This window comes from Cryobacterium psychrotolerans, from assembly GCF_900101115.1.
Taxonomy (GTDB): domain Bacteria; phylum Actinomycetota; class Actinomycetes; order Actinomycetales; family Microbacteriaceae; genus Cryobacterium; species Cryobacterium psychrotolerans.
In genome coordinates, this window is the sequence record NZ_FNFU01000005.1 from 1 (window position 1) to 14981 (window position 14981).

Sequence of the window (14981 nt, forward strand, 5' to 3'; positions counted from 1 at the left end):
AGGGTGCGGAACTTGTTCACGTACTCCGCACGACCGAACGGACGGGCGCCCAGCGGATGCGCATCCGCGACCGCGATCTCGTCGGTGATGGTCTCGCCGGTGCTGAGCGTGATGACGACGCGGCCGCCGAAGGCCTTCTCGCTGACATCGAGCGAGTGGTACCGGCGGGTCCACTCGGGGTCTTCGACCGTGGTCACGCTGTGCCAGAGGGCGACGGTGTCGGCCCGGCCGGCGCGCTCGGGCGAGTAGGAGTCGACGTGGTGCCAGCTGCCGTCCTGCAGGGCGACCGTGAAGATATACGGGATCGAGTGGTCGAGCGTCTCCCGGCTCGCGGTCGGGTCGTACTTCTGCGGGTCGTTCGCGCCGGACCCGATCACGAAGTGCGTGTGATGGCTGGTGTGGATGACCACCGACGCGATCGCGCCGGGGGCGGCCAGCTCCGGGTGCTGGTTGTGCAGCTTCCGGGCGAGGTCGATCCAGGCCTGCGCCTGGTACTCGGCCGAGTGCTCCTTCGTGTAGCTGTCGAGGATGGCCCGCTTGGCTTCCCCGCGCTCGGGCAGCGGCACGCTGTACGCGGCATCCGCACCGTCGAGCAGCCAGGCGATCACGCCGTCCTCGCCCTCATAGATCGGGGTGGGGCTGGTCTCTCCGCGCACGGCCCGGTCGACGGCTTCGACCGCCAGCTTGCCGGCGAACGCCGGGGCATGCGCCTTCCAGCTGGAGATCTCGCCCTTCCGCGACTGCCGGGTGGCCGTCGTCGTGTGCAGCGCCTGGCCGACGGCCTGGAAGATGGTCTCGGCGTCGAGACCGAGCAGCGAACCGATGCCCGCGGCGGCCGACGGGCCGAGGTGGGCGACGTGGTCGATCTTGTGCTCGTGCAGGCTGATCGCCTTGACCAGGTCGATCTGGATCTCGTACCCGGTGGCGATCCCGCGCACGAGGTCGCGCCCGGTCAGCCCCCGCGACGCGGCGAGGTGCTGCGCCACGGCGGTGATCGGCGGGATGTTGTCGCCGGGGTGGGAGTACTCGGCCGAGAGAAACGTGTCGTGGTAGTCGAGCTCGCGCACGGCCACACCGTTGGCCCAGGCCGCCCATTCCGGGGAGACCCGGATGGCGGCATCCGTGCCGAAGGTGTTGGCTCCGTCGCCGCCGATGGACCGCGGGTGGGAGAGCGCCTGCGACCGGGCGGACACGACCGGACGCCGCGTGAGCGACGCCGCGGCCACGGAGGCGTTGTCGATCACCCGGTTGATCACCATCTCGGTGACCTCCGGGGTCACCTCTACCGGATCGGTTGCCACCTCGGCGATCTTCCAGGCAAGCTGGTCGCGGCGGGCAAGGTTCTCGTCGCTTCTGTGGACGCGCACATCATGGAGCTTCACAGGGGAAAACCTACCGGCTGCGGCTGTGAGTTGCGAAAGCGTCCGGCGGCGGCGCACTGGATTAGCATCGAAACATGGTCCCCCTGCCCAACCTGCTGACGTTCATGCTGGCCTCCGTCGCCCTGATCGCGCTGCCCGGCCCGTCGGTGCTTTTCGTCATCGGCCGCTCGCTCGCCCTCGGCCGGGTGGGCGGCTTCCTGAGCGTGCTCGGCAACGCGATCGGAATGGCGCCGGTGATCGCCGCGGTCGCCCTCGGGCTGGGCGCGCTCGTCACCAACTCGATCGTGTTGTTCACGATCATCAAGTTCGTCGGCGCGGGCTACATCGTCTTCCTGGGCGTCCAGGCCATCCGGCACCGGCGCACGGCCACCGCCGATATCGGGGTGAGCATGCGGGCGAAGTCCCGCTGGCGCCTGGTGAGCGAGGGGTTCGTCGTGGGACTGAGCAACCCGAAGTCGATCGTCTTCTTCGTGGCGGTGCTGCCGCAGTTCGTCGACTACCGGGCCGGGGCCGTGCCGCTGCAGATGGCGACCCTCGGCCTGGTCTTCCTCGTGCTCGCGCTGCTCGGTGACAGCGTGTGGGCACTGGCCGCCGGCTCGGCGCGGGACTGGTTCGCCAGCTCGCCCAAGCGGATGGAGCACCTCGCGATGACCGGCGGCGTCATGATGATCGGTCTGGGCGGCGTGCTGGCCGCCGCGGGCGCGAAGGCGTAGCCGGCCCGTGCGCGGCCGGGCCGGCTCAGGCCTGGGCGGCGGCCATCAGGGGCCGGGCGGGGGCGACCTTGCGCACGAAGGCGCCCAGCTGGCGGTAGACCTCCTGCGATTCCGGGTGCTTCGCATCCTGCTGCCAGGTGTGGTGCGTGTTGGCGCGCTTGCGGTCGTAGATGAGCGTGTCGACCTGGATCGACCGGCGCCGCAGTGCCGCGATGAAGTTGAGGTTCGCCCGGTAGAAGTAGTCCCGTTCCGAGGTGGTCACGAACACCGGCGGGAAGCCGCTGTCGAGCCACTCGATCGGCGACATGAAGCGGGCGGCGGCGCGGAGCGCGAGCCCGCGGCCGCGCTCGGGCAGCAGCATCTTCAGGAAGTTCAGGCTCAGCACGAACCCGCGCTCGAACATCACCGAGAAGTCGGCGATGCTGCAGTGCTGCACGAGTCCGCGGAGGTTCTCCGGGGCGACGTGGGGCTCGATCCCGTAGTAGGCGGCCAGCTCCGGTTCGTACGCGGATGCGGCGAGGAGCGCGGCGATGTGGCCGCCGGCGGAGTCGCCGCCGAGCACGATCCGGGCCGGGTCGCCCCCGAAGTCGGCGATGTTCTGCGCCACCCAGTCGAGCACCGCGTTACCGTCTTCGAGCATGTGCTTGAGCTGGAAGCGGGTGGCCATCCGGTAGTTCGCGTTGACGACGATCATGCCGTCCGCGGCCTGGCTGGCTGCGTACTTGGTCAGCGGAGCCTTGTCGCCGGAGGTCCAGCCGCCGCCGTGGAAGTAGATGTAGACCGGGAGGGGACGGTCCGCGTCGTGGGGGACCATGACGTCGAGGCGGTGCTCGCGGAGGCCGTCGCCGTCGTAGTCGATGTCGAAGGTGTAGTCGACGGTGTCGATCGGTTCGGCGTTGAACTTGTGCAGCTCGCCGGGGAGGATCCGGTGCATGATGGCCCGCCACATCCAGACCGGAACGCGGGCCAGCGCCGTTTCCTTGTGGGCCTTGCGCTTCTGCGGCCGGGGGGCGGTCACGGCCACGGTGTTGCGGGGAAGGGCGGTGTTGCGGGGAAGTGTGGTGTTGCGGGAAAGGGCGGTCATGCGGCGGAGCTGCGGTTCTTTATCACAGAATCACTGTAAACAATGCATCCGTGAGCAAGCTGGGAGCAGCTCAGGCCGGGCGCGCTGCGGAGGCGGCTCCCCCGTGCACACCGATGACCTGCAGCAGGGCGCGCGCGAGCGTATGGTCCCGCAGCGCCGCGCCCAGCTCGGCCGGCGTCGCACCCGGGGCCAGGCCGAGCTCGGCGACGTTGACGGCGTGCACGGCGAACTGGTAGCGGTGCGGTCCGGTGCCCGCCGGCGGCCCCGCGCCGAAGAAGGCCCGCTGCCCCGCGTCATTGGACAGGGTGCTCGCGCCGCCGGGCAGCCGGCCGCCCGCCGCGCCGGCACCGGCCCCGAGGGAGGTGACGGACGCCGGGAGGTCGGCGACGGCCCAGTGCCAGAACCCGGGACGGGCGGCATCCGGATCGAAGACGGTCACGGCGAAGCTCCTGGTCTCCGGCGGGAAACCCGACCAGGACAGCTGTGGGGATACGTTGGCACCCCCGGCACTGAGGTTGTACTGGGCGGTTCCGAGCGGGCCCCCGTCGGTCAGGTCGGCGCTCGACAGGGTGAACTGCGGGTCTGTCGTGGTCATGCCGGCAGCCTAGGCCCGCGTGGCCACTCCGCGAAGTGCTCGGCGGCCGCTCATCGTGCCTGCTCACTCGCAGGCGCGACGCGTAAAATGAGGCGGTGGCCATCCCGAAGATCCTCCTCTACTACGTTTTCACCCCGCTGGCCGACCCGGAAGCCGTTCGCCTCTGGCAGCGCGACCTCTGCGATTCGCTCGGCATCCGCGGCCGCATCCTCATCTCCCGGGACGGGCTCAACGGCACGGTGGGCGGCGACCTCAAGGCCCTCAAGCGCTACGTGCGCAAGACCCGCGACTACCCGGCGTTCAAGCAGATCGACTTCAAGTGGAGCGAGGGCACGGCGCTGGACGCCGACGGGCAGAGCCTCGACTTCCCCCGGCTGGTCGTCAAGGTGCGCGAGGAGATCGTGAGCTTCGGCGCACCGGGCGAACTGAGCGTGGATGCCGGCGGTGTGGTGGGCGGCGGCCGAAAGCTCGCCCCGGCGGAGCTGCACCAGCTGGTCGCCGAACGCGGCGACGACGTGGTGTTCTTCGACGGGCGCAACGCCTTCGAGGCCGAGATCGGCCGGTTCGCCGGCGCGGTGGTTCCGGATGTCGCCAACACCCGCGAATTCGTGGCCGAACTCGACAGCGGCAAGTACGACCACCTCAAGGGCAGGCCCGTCGTGACCTACTGCACCGGCGGCATCCGCTGCGAGGTGCTGAGCTCTCTGATGGCCTCGCGCGGCTTCGGCGAGGTCTACCAGCTCGACGGCGGCATCGTGCGCTACGGCGAGGCGTTCGGCGACGACGGCCTCTGGAACGGCTCGCTCTACGTCTTCGACCAGCGCATGTCGGTCGACTTCAGCGACCACACGAGCGTGATCGGCCACTGCGCGGCCTGCGGCGAGCCGACGAAGAACATGCTCAACTGCCTGGATCTGTCCTGCCGGGAGCAGCTCGTGGTCTGCCCGGGCTGCGTGGCCGAGGCCGCGCCGGCCTGCGCCGCGCACGCAACGTCCCTCTCCTCCCCCAGCTCAATCGCAGGGTGAGTCGCGGCCCTTCGTTCGCGTCGCGAAGGTACTTTGTCCGCAACTCACGGGGCGGGCCGGGACCCGCGCGGGCGGGGCTGTGATGTGATGCTGGGGTGACCTACGACGTCGAAGCCCTGCGCTCCCACTTTCCCTCCCTCGCCACGGGCCTGGCCCATTTCGACGGCCCCGGCGGCACGCAGACCCCGCTGCAGGTCGGCCAGGCGATTGCCAGGGCGCTCACCGGGCCGCTGTCCAACCGCGGCAGGGCCAGCCTGCCGGAGCGGAACGCGGATGACGCGGTCACCGGATTCCGCCAGGCGATGGCCGATCTGCTCGGCGCCGACCCGGGCGGCATCGTCTACGGACGCAGCGCCACGCAGCTGACTTATGACTTCTCCCGGGCGCTGTCGGCCGGCTGGGCCGTCGGCGACGAGGTCGTCGTCACCCGCCTCGACCACGATTCGAACATCCGGCCGTGGGTGCAGGCAGCCGAGCGGGCGGGGGCCGTGGTGCGCTGGGTGGACTTCGATCCGGAGACCGGGGAGCTTCCGGCCGCCGCAGTGGCCTCGGTGCTCAGCGAGCGCACACGCCTGGTCGCCGTCACCGCCGCATCCAACCTGATCGGCACGCGGCCTCCGATCGCCGAGATCGCCGCGGTCGTGCACGCAGCGGGGGCGCTGCTCTACGTGGACGGCGTTCATTACGCGGCGCACGCCTCCGTCGATCTGGGCGCCCTCGGCGCGGACTTCTTCGTCTGTTCGCCGTACAAGTTCCTCGGCCCGCACTGCGGTGTGCTCACCGCTGCGCCCGAACTGCTCGAGACGATCCACCCCGACAAGCTGCTCCCGTCGAGCAATCAGGTGCCCGAGCGGTTCGAGCTGGGAACGCTGCCCTACGAGCTGATGGCGGGCGCGACGGCCGCCGTCGACTTCCTCGCCGGGCCGGGAGCCGGCGCGACCGGAGCGGGGAGCCGGCGCGAACGCCTCGTGGCGTCGTCTATAGCCCTGGCGGAATATGAGGACGGGCTCCGGGCCGAGCTCGAACGAGGGCTGGCCGCGCTCCCGGGCGCGACCGTGCACTCGCGCGCCGCGGAACGCACGCCCACCCTGCTCGTCACCTTCGCGGACCGGGTAGCCGCGGACGCCTCGCGGTTCCTGGCCGACCGCGGCATCCTCGCCCCGGCCGGCTCGTTCTACGCCCTCGAGGCCTCCCGCCACCTCGGGCTCGGCGAAGCGGGAGGCTTGCGGATCGGCCTCGCCCCGTACAACACGGAAGGCGAGGTGTCGCGCCTCCTCGCGGCCCTCGGGGATTTCGCGCTGACCAGCCTGCCCTCCCGGTGATCACGGGCCGCCCGGCCTAATCTGGGGAGAGACAAAAGGAGAACCCGGATGCCCGTCGGTGCCGTGATCGAGTTCAGCAACATCACGAAGACGTTCGGCCCCGTCACGGCCGTGAACGACCTGTCGTTCACTGTGCAGCCGGGGCTGGTCACGGGCTTCCTCGGCCCCAATGGGGCCGGAAAGACCACGACGCTGCGGATCCTCCTCGGCCTGGTCGCCTCCACGCAGGGCACGGCGACCTTCGGCGGCATCCGCTACCGCGACCTGCCGAAACCGCTGGAGACGGTGGGAGCGGCGCTCGAGGCGGCCAGTTTCCATCCCGGCCGCACGGCGCGGAACCACCTCCGCGTGTACGCGATCGCCGCCGGGCTCCCCTCGGAGCGGGTGATGGCCGTGCTCGAAAAGGTCGGCCTCGCGGAGTTCGCCGACCGCCGCGTCGGCGGGTTCTCCCTGGGCATGCGCCAGCGCCTCGGCCTCGCGTTCACCCTGCTCGGCGAACCCGGCGTGCTCGTGCTCGACGAACCGATCAACGGCCTCGACCCCGAGGGCATCAAATGGATCCGCGGGTTCCTCCGCGACATGGCCGCCGAGGGCCGCACGGTCCTGGTCAGCTCCCACCTGCTCTCCGAGGTGCAGCAGAGCGTCGACGAGGTCGTCATCATCGCCAGGGGCTCGCTCGTGCACCGCGGGCCGCTGTCCAGCCTGGACGCGCACGCCACGCCTCACATCGTCGTCGACTCGCCCGACCGGGAAGCCCTCGCGGCCGCGCTCCGCGCCGCGGACGTGCCTTTCACGACCGGGCGAAGCGGCCTGGTCGCCGTGGCGGACGACCCGGCTCGGATCGGCCACATCGCATTCTCGGCCGGCGTCGAACTCAGCGCGCTTCACCGGCGGAAGTCGGGGCTCGAAGAGTCCTTCCTCGCCCTCGTCAACGGAGCGGACTCGTAATGGCCACCTTCATCCGGTCCGTCTCGGCGGAATTCGCCAAGCTCCTCACCACACGCATGTGGTGGGTGCTCGCGCTCGTGCTTTTCGGCTACATCGGCCTGCTCGCCGGAGGCCTCGCGGCCCTGTTCGCCGGCCTCCAGAGCGGCGCCATCGACCCGAGCGCCGCGGGCACCGGCGGCCAGGGCGCCCCGCCGCTCGGCAGCATCCCGCCACTGATCTACAGCTTCGCGTCCTCGGTCGGTTACGTGTTCCCCGTGCTCCTCGGCGCCCTGGCCACGACCAGCGAGTTCCGTCACCAGACGCTCACGCCGACCTTCCTGGCCACTCCGCGCCGGGCGGGCGTGCTCGGCGCGAAGAGCCTCACGCTGTTCGTGGTCGGCGTGGGCCTGGGCGTGGTCGCTCTGCTGGCATCCGTCGGCATCGGCGCCCTGGTGATGAACGCCTTCGGCGTCGATCCTCTGCTCGGCGACGGCGAAACCTGGACTCTCATCGGGCGCACCCTGCTCGCCATGGGGCTGTGGGCGATCATCGGCGTCGGGCTCGGCGCCCTCGTGCCCAGCCAGGTCGCCTCGATCGTGATCGTGTTGGCGTTCACCCAGTTCGTCGAGCCCCTGCTGCGGCTCGCCTCGTCCTTCCTCGACTGGACCGCGCAGATCGCGCAGTTCCTGCCGGGGGCCGCCTCCGACGCACTCGTCGGAGCCAGCATCTTCACCGGGATGAACCCCACGGCCACGGCGGCCGTGGCCCTCGACTGGTGGCAGGGCGGGCTCGTGCTGCTGGCCTACGCCGCCTGGGCCACCGCGGGCGGGTACTTCGTGAGCTGGAAGCGCGACGTCACCTAGAACGGAGCTATCGAGCACTGAGTTGCGGACAAACGACCTTCGCGGCGCTGGGGAAGGTACGTTGTCCGCATCTCAACTGCAGGCGCGACGGGTTTATGCTGCCCGCATGGTCATCGCCGCCGCGGTCTTCGTCGCCCTCGCCGCCGTGCTGCACGGCTTCATCTTCCTGCTGGAGAGCGTCTGGTGGACCCGGCCCTCCACCTGGCGGCGGTTCGGCCTGACCAGCCAGGCCGACGCGAACACGACCCGGCCGATGGCGTACAACCAGGGCTTCTACAACCTGTTCCTCGGCGTCGGCGCGGCGCTCGGCCTCTTCCTGTACTTCACCGGCGAGGCGGATGCCGGGGCCGTCCTCGTGCTCTTCTGCTGCGGCTCGATGGTGCTGGCGGCCATCGTGCTGCTGAGCACCGGCGGAGGGTACCTGCGGGCCGCGCTGATCCAGGGCACGCTGCCGCTGATCGGCTTCGCGCTGTTCCTGCTGGGTTCGGTCTCGACCGGCTAGGTCGAGGCGGCCAGGTCGACGCGGCTGCGAGAGACGCCCTGGCGGCAGACGCCCTAAATCTTGAGCGAGGCGATCAGGTCGCCGGCATGGCTGGTGGAGAGCACGACGCGGGCGAATTCTTCGTCCACGAGGTCGATCACCACGGCCTGGCGCTTGCCCTTGATCGCGAGGAAGTCCTTACCGCCGTGGAACTTCCAGGTACCCACCGCCAGGACGAGCGGCACCTCGATGCCCGGGGCACGGATGCCGCGGATCCAGATCCACGGGTCATCCGTGATGGCCACGGACCGGATGTTCTCCCGCTGCACGACGATGTCGTCGCGCCGAAGGGAGAGGGTCCTCTCCGCAGGGGTCAGGTGGATCTCCAGCCGGTCAGGGTGCACGCGCAGGGAAGCCATGCCCCCCAGTCTGCCCGGTCGCCGGGGGTTTCGGCTCGTAGAAACCTCACAAAGCCGTAACGCCCGGGCCGGCGATGGACGCGCTGCCTCGTGCTTACGCCTCCGGGCGCGCCGCAGCAGCGGCCTTCGCCGCGGCGGGAAGCGCGTCGAGAATGCGCCCGACGGCCGTGTCGTCGTGCGCGGCCGAGACGAACCAGGCCTCGAACACCGACGGCGGCAACGACACGCCGGAGTCCAGCATCGAGTGGAAGAACGGCGCGTACCGGAACGCATCCTGGCGCTGCACCTCGGCGTAGGTGCGGGGTGCCGTTCTCACCGCCTCCTCGCCGAAGACGAAGCTGAACAGGTTGCCCGCCCGCTGAACGCGGTGAGCGACGCCCTCGGCCCCGAGGGCCGCCGAGACCGCCTCCGAGATGATCGCGGATGCCGCGTCGAGGCGCGCGTACACGCCCGCGTCGGCCGCCTTCAGCGTGGCGATGCCGGCGGCAACGGCCACCGGGTTGCCGGAGAGCGTGCCCGCCTGGTAGACCGGGCCGGCTGGCGCGAGGTGGTCCATCACGTCGCCGCGTCCGCCGAGCGCGGCGACCGGCAGCCCGCCGCCGATCACCTTGCCGTAGGTGAACAGGTCCGGGGCGTAGCTGCCCTCGGCCTCGGCTGCGAGGCCCTCATTCTCGAGGCCCCAATAGCCGGCCGGGCCGACCCGGAACCCGGTCAGCACCTCGTCCAGGATGAGCAGCGCACCCTGCTCGCGCACGAGCGCTGCCAGCTCGGCGTTGAAGCCGGGGTCGGGGGCGACGACTCCCATGTTGGCGGCTGCTGCCTCCGTGATCACGGCGGCGATCCGGTCGGGGTGCTTCGCGAACGCGGCGCGCACGGCGCCGATGTCGTTGTAGGGCAGCACGAGGGTCTGGGCTGCGGTGGCCGCCGTCACGCCGGCCGAGCCGGGCATGGCGAGGGTGGCCAGGCCGGAGCCGGCCTCAGCCAGCAGCCCGTCCGAGTGCCCGTGGTAGTGCCCGGCGAACTTGATCAGCAGGTCACGACCCGTGAACCCGCGGGCCAGCCGAATGGCGCTCATGGTGGCCTCGGTCCCGGTCGAGACGAGCCGGAGCTTGTCGACGGCGCCGACACGGCCCTTGACCAGCTCGGCCAGTTCCGTTTCGGCCGGGGTCGAGGCGCCGAAGGAGAGACCGAGCGCCGCGGCATCCTGCACCGCCTTGACGACATCCGGATGCGCGTGGCCGAGGATCGCCGGGCCCCATGAGCAGACGAGGTCGACGTAGTCGCGCCCGTCCGAGTCGGTGACGTACGCGCCGGCCGCCCTGACCAGGAAGAGCGGGGTGCCGCCCACCGAGCGGAAGGCGCGCACGGGCGAGTTGACGCCGCCGGGGATGGACCGCTGGGCGCGGGCGAACAGCTCGTCGTTGTGGGTCATCGGGCGCCTCTTTCGTTCAGCCAGGTCGCCAGTTCGGCCGCCCAGTAGGTGAGCACGGCGTCGGCGCCGGCCCGTCGGATGCTGAGGATCGACTCTTCGACCGCGCGCCGGCGGTCGATCCAGCCGTTGGCCGCGGCGGCCTCGATCATCGCGTACTCGCCGGACACCTGGTATGCCCAGACGGGAATACTGCTCATCGCGGCGACATCGGCGAGCACGTCGAGGTAGCTGCCGGCGGGCTTGACCATGACGATGTCGGCGCCCTCGTCGATGTCGAGCTGCGCTTCTCGCACGCCCTCGCGGCGGTTGGCCGGGTCAAGCTGGTAGCTGCGGCGGTCGCCTTCGAGCGTGGACTCGACGGCGTCGCGGAAGGGACCGTAGAACGCCGAGGCGTACTTGGCCGAGTAGGCGAGCACCACGGTGTTGACGAAACCCGAGCCGTCCAGGGCGTCCCGGACCGCGGCGACCTGGCCGTCCATCATCCCGCTCAGGCCGAGCAGCTGCGAGCCGGAGGCTGCCTGCACGAGCGCCATCTCGCGGTAGCGCTCGAGGGTGGTGTCGTTGTCGACGCTGCCGTCGACGGAGACCACGCCGCAGTGGCCGTGATCGGTGAATTCGTCGAGGCACAGGTCGGTCTGCACGACCAGCGCGTCGCCCACCTCGTCGGCGATCGCGCGGGTGGCGACATTGAGGATGCCGTCGGGATCGGTCGCGCCGGATCCGACCGCGTCGCGGACCAGGGGCACTCCGAACAGCATGACTCCGCCGATGCCGGCGGCCGCGGCATCCGCCGCCGCACGCCGGGCGCTGTCGAGGCTGTGCTGCACGACGCCCGGCATAGACCGGATCGGCAGCGGCTCGGCCGCGCCCTCCCGGATGAACATCGGGAGCACGAGGTCGGCGGGGTGGAGGCGGGTTTCGCTGGCCAGGCGGCGGAGCGCGGGGTTGGCGCGCAGGCGTCGCGGGCGGATGACGGGGCTAATCACCCCTCAACCCTACGTCGCCCTACCCGCCGAACTGTGAGTTTGGCACCTTCCCGGAGTCCGGGAAGGTGCCAAACTCACAGTTCGGCGAGGGGAGGGGCGGGGTTTCAGTGGGAGCGCGCGGCGTGCACGAGCGCCTCGATGAGGGACTCGGCGCTGCGATGGTCGGCGACCACGTCGACGCGAAGGCCGAGGGCGGCGGCATCCTTCGCCGTGCGCGGGCCGATGCAGGCGACCAGGGTCTCCGCCGGGACCGGCCCGAGCTGCTCCTGGACCTGCTGGGCAACGCTGCCGGAGGTGACGAGCAAGGCCCGCACCCGTCCGGCCGCGACATCCGCGACCACACGTTCGTCGACCGGGACCCCGATGGTGCGGTAGGCCACGACCGACTCGACGTCGTGGCCGATGCGGCGCAGACCCACGCTGAGCAGGGGTTTGGCGATTTCGGAGCGCAGGGCCAGGATGCGCAGCGGGATCACGCCGTTGGTGGCGGCCTCCCACTCCTCGAGCAGTCCGCGCGCCGAGTTGTCTTCGGACGGGACGATGTCGACCCGGTAGCCGGCCGCGACCAGCGCGGCGGCCGTGGTCTCGCCGACCGCGGCGATGCGTGTGCCGGGGGCGACGACGGCGCGGTGCGAGGTGAGCACGTCGACGGTCGTCGCGCTCGTGACCGTCATCCAGTCGAAGCCGCCCTCCGCGAGGCGGGCGAGTGCGGCCTCGAGGGCGGGCGCGTCGTCGGTCGGCGCGAAGTTGATCATCGGGGCGACGATGGGTTGGGCGCCCTGCGCGCGCAGCTTCGCGGCGACCTGGTCGCCCCAGGGCCCGCCGCGGGGCACGAGCACTCGCCAGCCGGCGAGCGGCTTGACCTCGATCGGCCGGGTCGGGTGATGCCGGGTGATCACGATGTCCCCTTCAGCGGGGCGAACTCGGCCGCGCCGCCGGCCAGCAGCTCGCGGGACGCGCGTTCGGCCACGTCTTCCGCGGCCTCGACCAGGTGGTGGGCGGAGTGGGACTCGGGGGTCGCAGCGTGGGAACTGGTGACCTTCCGGGTGCCGTCGGGGCTGTAGACGGTGGCGGTGAGGAAGAGCAGTCCGTCGTCGACAACGGCCGTCGCGCCGATCGGAGCCGCGCAGCCGGCCTCGAGGCGGGCGAGCACGAGCCGCTCGGCGGCCGTCGTCGCCTGCGTTCCGCCGTGGTTGATCGCGGCGAGGGCTTCGGCGAGCCGGCGGTCGGCCTTGCCCTCCCGGACCTCGATGGCCAGGGCGCCCTGGCCGGGGGCGGTCGGCCACGCCGACAGCTCGAGGAACTCGGGGGCAAGCTGGTCGAGGCGGCCCAGGCGGCCGAGGCCCGCGGCGGCGAGCACGACGGCGTCGAGGTCACCCTCGGCGACCCGGGCAAGCCGGGTGTCCACGTTGCCGCGGATGTCGACGACCTCGAGGTCGGGCCGGAGCGACCGAAGCTGCGCGGCGCGGCGCGGCGAGCCGGTGCCGACCCTGGCGCCCACGGGCAGGGTGGCGAGGGTCAAGCCGTCGCGGGCGCAGAGCACGTCGCGGGCATCCGCTCGCTTCGGCGTGGCGCCGATGGCGAGGCCCGGGTGCGCGCCGGTGGGCAGGTCCTTGAGCGAGTGCACGATCAGGTCGCAGTCTCCGGCGAGCAGCGACTCCCGCAGGCCGCTGGCGAAGACGCCGGTTCCACCGAGGCTCGACAGGGATTCTCGGCTGGTGTCGCCGTGCGTGGTGATCGGGATGATGTCGACGGGCGCGCCGGCCAGGGCCCCGATGCGGTTCGCGATCGCCGTGGTCTGCGCCAGGGCGAGGGCGCTGCCGCGGGTTCCGACCCGGAGTGCGGCGTTCGCCGCGTTCACGGTGCCATCCCCGCGACGGCGGGCTTGAAGCCCAGCCGAACGTTCTCACAGCAGCCCGGCCGGCACACGTCGTACCAGGGACCGAGCTCCGTCAGCGCGGGCCGCTCGGCCACCGGCGCGTCATTCAGCCGTTCGAGCACGAGGTCGATCAGGCCGCTCACGAACGCGGGATCAACGCCGGGGGTCGGCACCCGAACCGAGAAAAGCCCGTGTTCCGCGGCCGACTCGGTGGCCTCGTTGTCGAGGTCCCACATGACCTCCATGTGGTCGCTCACGAAACCGAGCGGCACGATCACGACGGCGCGGATGCCCCGGGCCGGCAGCAGCGCGATGGCGTCGTTGATGTCGGGCTCCAGCCACGGCATGCTCGGCGGCCCGCTGCGGGACTGGTAGACGAGCTGCCAGGGGGTCTCGACGGGCTCGGCCACGGAGGCCCCGGCCATCACGGCGTGCGCGACGGCGAGGTGTTGCGCCGCGTAGGCGCCTTCCGGCCCGAAGCCGCGTTCGGCCGGCCCGCTCTTTGCGGCATCCGTCATCGGGATCGAGTGGGTCGAGAACAGCACTTCGACCTCGGTGACGAGGTCGATGCCGGGAATGGCCGCGGCGACATCCGCGAGGCCCTTGCGGACGCCGGTGATGAACGGTGTGACGAAACCGGGGTGGTCGAAGAACTGGCGCACCTTGTCGATGTGCACCGTGCCCTCGAGCCCGGTGACGGCCAGGGCCTCCGCGAAGTCTTCGCGGTACTGGCGGCAGCCGGAGTAGGAGCTGTACGCGCTGGTGGCGATGGCCAGCAGCCTGTTCCGGCCGTTGGCGTGCGCCTCGGCGATCACGTCGCGCAGGTACGGGTTCCAGTTGCGGTTGCCCCAGAGCACCGGCAGGTCGATCCCGCGGCGTGCCAGCTCGGCCTCGAGCGAGGCCTTGAGCACGCGGTTCTGGCTGTTGATCGGGCTGATGCCGTCGAAGTGGCGGTAGTGTTTGGCCACCTCTTCGAGGCGTTCCTCCGGGATGCCGCGGCCGCGCGTGACGTTGCGCAGGAACGGGATGACGTCGTCCTGGCCCTCCGGCCCGCCGAAACCGGCGAGCACAATGGCGTCGTAAGCGGTCACTACTGCAGCACCTCGACGAGCTCGGCCGTCGTGATGCGCCGACCCGTGTAGAACGGGACTTCCTCGCGGACATGGCGGCGCGCCTCGGTGTTGCGCAGCTCCCGCATCAGGTCCACCAGTTCGGTGAGCTCGTCGGATTCGATCGGCAGCAGCCACTCGTAGTCTCCGAGAGCGAAGGAGGAGACGGTGTTGGCGATGGCGCCGCGGAACGCAGCGCCCTTGCGCCCGTGGTCGGCGAGCATCTTGCTGCGCTCGGCCTCCGGCAGGAGGTACCACTCGTAGCTGCGCACGAACGGATAGACGGTGAGCCAGCCCTTGGGCTCGACCCCCCGCAGGAATCCGGGCACGTGGCTCTTGTTGAACTCGGCGTCGCGGTGAACGCCCATGGCGTTCCAGGTGGGGAGCAGGCTCTTGAGCAGGCGGCTGCGGCGCAGTTCCCGGTTGGCCCACTGCAGGGACTCCGCTTCGGCGGCGTGGGTCCACATCATCAGGTCCGCGTCGGCTCGAAGGCCCGACACGTCGTAGAACCCGCGCACGGTCACGCCCTCGGCTTCGACGAGCGCCACGACGTCGTCGAGTTCGTTCACGGCACGCGGAACGTCATGACCGTCGAGGTCGTCGGGGTTGCGCGGATCCTTCCGCAGCACCGTGAACAGGGTGAACCCCTGCGGTGATGCCACGGGGGCATCGCTCTCGGTGTGGGTGGCGGGCTGGGTCGTGTCTACTGCCTCTCCGGCAGCCGGGTGAGTCATAACCACTAGTCTCTACCGCTTTGCGGCCAG

Annotated in this window: 16 protein-coding genes; 6 read left to right on the forward strand and 10 right to left on the reverse strand. The window is 71.0% G+C overall.

What is annotated here, in order from left to right; translation table 11 throughout:
• Positions 1-1382 (reverse strand): MmgE/PrpD family protein (locus BLQ39_RS05840; protein ID WP_092322476.1); only part of this gene is annotated, 1382 nt, incomplete at its 3' end.
• Between the two features lie 74 nt (positions 1383-1456).
• Here BLQ39_RS05840 and BLQ39_RS05845 point away from each other — a divergent pair.
• Entirely contained in the window at positions 1457-2095 is a 639-nt protein-coding gene (locus BLQ39_RS05845) for a LysE family translocator (protein WP_092322477.1), read from the forward strand.
• A 25-nt stretch (positions 2096-2120) separates the two neighbouring features.
• Here the strand turns inward: BLQ39_RS05845 and BLQ39_RS05850 are convergent, their stop codons facing one another.
• Together BLQ39_RS05850 and BLQ39_RS05855 are read right to left on the reverse strand one after the other, a co-directional pair.
• On the reverse strand, positions 2121-3179 hold the full coding sequence (locus BLQ39_RS05850) for an alpha/beta hydrolase (protein ID WP_241982841.1): 1059 nt from the start codon (positions 3177-3179) through the stop codon (positions 2121-2123).
• 70 nt (positions 3180-3249) lie between these two features.
• Positions 3250-3774 (reverse strand): YbhB/YbcL family Raf kinase inhibitor-like protein, encoded by a 525-nt coding sequence (locus BLQ39_RS05855; RefSeq protein ID WP_092322479.1) that lies wholly within the window; start codon positions 3772-3774, stop codon positions 3250-3252.
• Positions 3775-3869: 95 nt separating this feature from the next.
• Here BLQ39_RS05855 and trhO point away from each other — a divergent pair, with 95 nt between their 5' ends.
• From trhO to BLQ39_RS05880, 5 genes are all read left to right on the forward strand, one after another.
• The gene (gene trhO / locus BLQ39_RS05860; RefSeq protein WP_092322480.1) at positions 3870-4799 is read left to right on the forward strand and encodes an oxygen-dependent tRNA uridine(34) hydroxylase TrhO; all 930 of its coding nucleotides are present in this window, start codon (positions 3870-3872) and stop codon (positions 4797-4799) included.
• A gap of 95 nt (positions 4800-4894) precedes the next feature.
• Entirely contained in the window at positions 4895-6121 is a 1227-nt protein-coding gene (locus BLQ39_RS05865) for a cysteine desulfurase-like protein (RefSeq protein ID WP_092322482.1), read from the forward strand.
• Positions 6122-6169: 48 nt separating this feature from the next.
• The gene (locus BLQ39_RS05870; RefSeq protein WP_092322483.1) at positions 6170-7069 is read left to right on the forward strand and encodes an ATP-binding cassette domain-containing protein; all 900 of its coding nucleotides are present in this window, start codon (positions 6170-6172) and stop codon (positions 7067-7069) included.
• Positions 7069-7911: an ABC transporter permease gene (locus BLQ39_RS05875; protein WP_092322491.1), complete on the forward strand. Its 843-nt coding sequence runs from the start codon at positions 7069-7071 to the stop codon at positions 7909-7911. Before BLQ39_RS05870 ends, BLQ39_RS05875 begins: the two co-directional genes overlap by 1 nt.
• A 106-nt stretch (positions 7912-8017) precedes the next feature.
• The gene (locus tag BLQ39_RS05880) at positions 8018-8413 is read left to right on the forward strand and encodes a DUF1304 domain-containing protein (RefSeq protein ID WP_092322492.1); all 396 of its coding nucleotides are present in this window, start codon (positions 8018-8020) and stop codon (positions 8411-8413) included.
• A gap of 53 nt (positions 8414-8466) precedes the next feature.
• Here the strand turns inward: BLQ39_RS05880 and BLQ39_RS05885 are convergent, their stop codons facing one another.
• From BLQ39_RS05885 to hemQ, 7 genes are all read right to left on the reverse strand, one after another.
• The gene (locus BLQ39_RS05885) at positions 8467-8811 is read right to left on the reverse strand and encodes a hypothetical protein (protein WP_092322494.1); all 345 of its coding nucleotides are present in this window, start codon (positions 8809-8811) and stop codon (positions 8467-8469) included.
• Between the two features lie 94 nt (positions 8812-8905).
• Positions 8906-10243, reverse strand: a complete 1338-nt coding sequence (gene hemL, locus BLQ39_RS05890; RefSeq protein WP_092322495.1) for a glutamate-1-semialdehyde 2,1-aminomutase — start codon at positions 10241-10243, stop codon at positions 8906-8908.
• Positions 10240-11229, reverse strand: a complete 990-nt coding sequence (hemB, locus tag BLQ39_RS05895; RefSeq protein ID WP_092322497.1) for a porphobilinogen synthase — start codon at positions 11227-11229, stop codon at positions 10240-10242. Before hemB ends, hemL begins: the two co-directional genes overlap by 4 nt.
• A 104-nt stretch (positions 11230-11333) precedes the next feature.
• Complete coding sequence (locus BLQ39_RS05900; protein ID WP_241977244.1) at positions 11334-12128, reverse strand: uroporphyrinogen-III synthase; 795 nt, start codon at positions 12126-12128, stop codon at positions 11334-11336.
• On the reverse strand, positions 12125-13090 hold the full coding sequence (gene hemC, locus BLQ39_RS05905) for a hydroxymethylbilane synthase (RefSeq protein WP_092322498.1): 966 nt from the start codon (positions 13088-13090) through the stop codon (positions 12125-12127). The genes BLQ39_RS05900 and hemC overlap by 4 nt, the downstream gene beginning before the upstream one ends.
• Positions 13087-14199 carry a ferrochelatase gene (locus BLQ39_RS05910; protein WP_166804932.1) on the reverse strand — a complete coding sequence of 371 codons (1113 nt, stop codon included), beginning with the start codon at positions 14197-14199 and terminating at the stop codon, positions 13087-13089. The genes hemC and BLQ39_RS05910 overlap by 4 nt, the downstream gene beginning before the upstream one ends.
• A complete protein-coding gene (hemQ, locus tag BLQ39_RS05915) occupies positions 14199-14951 on the reverse strand; it encodes a hydrogen peroxide-dependent heme synthase (protein ID WP_174775361.1) in 753 nt (250 codons plus the stop codon). Before hemQ ends, BLQ39_RS05910 begins: the two co-directional genes overlap by 1 nt.
• Positions 14952-14981: the final 30 nt, after the last annotated feature.

Excerpts from the sequence above, each read along its gene's own strand:
- BLQ39_RS05845 (WP_092322477.1), top strand. The coding sequence starts at position 1,457 with ATGGTCCCCCTGCCCAACCTGCTGACGTTCATGCTGGCCTCCGTCGCC.
- BLQ39_RS05850 (WP_241982841.1), bottom strand. The coding sequence starts at position 3,179 with ATGACCGCCCTTTCCCGCAACACCACACTTCCCCGCAACACCGCCCTT.
- BLQ39_RS05855 (WP_092322479.1), bottom strand. The coding sequence starts at position 3,774 with ATGACCACGACAGACCCGCAGTTCACCCTGTCGAGCGCCGACCTGACC.
- BLQ39_RS05870 (WP_092322483.1), top strand. The coding sequence starts at position 6,170 with ATGCCCGTCGGTGCCGTGATCGAGTTCAGCAACATCACGAAGACGTTC.
- BLQ39_RS05875 (WP_092322491.1), top strand. The coding sequence starts at position 7,069 with ATGGCCACCTTCATCCGGTCCGTCTCGGCGGAATTCGCCAAGCTCCTC.
- BLQ39_RS05880 (WP_092322492.1), top strand. The coding sequence starts at position 8,018 with ATGGTCATCGCCGCCGCGGTCTTCGTCGCCCTCGCCGCCGTGCTGCAC.
- BLQ39_RS05885 (WP_092322494.1), bottom strand. The coding sequence starts at position 8,811 with ATGGCTTCCCTGCGCGTGCACCCTGACCGGCTGGAGATCCACCTGACC.
- hemL (WP_092322495.1), bottom strand. The coding sequence starts at position 10,243 with ATGACCCACAACGACGAGCTGTTCGCCCGCGCCCAGCGGTCCATCCCC.
- hemQ (WP_174775361.1), bottom strand. The coding sequence starts at position 14,951 with ATGACTCACCCGGCTGCCGGAGAGGCAGTAGACACGACCCAGCCCGCC.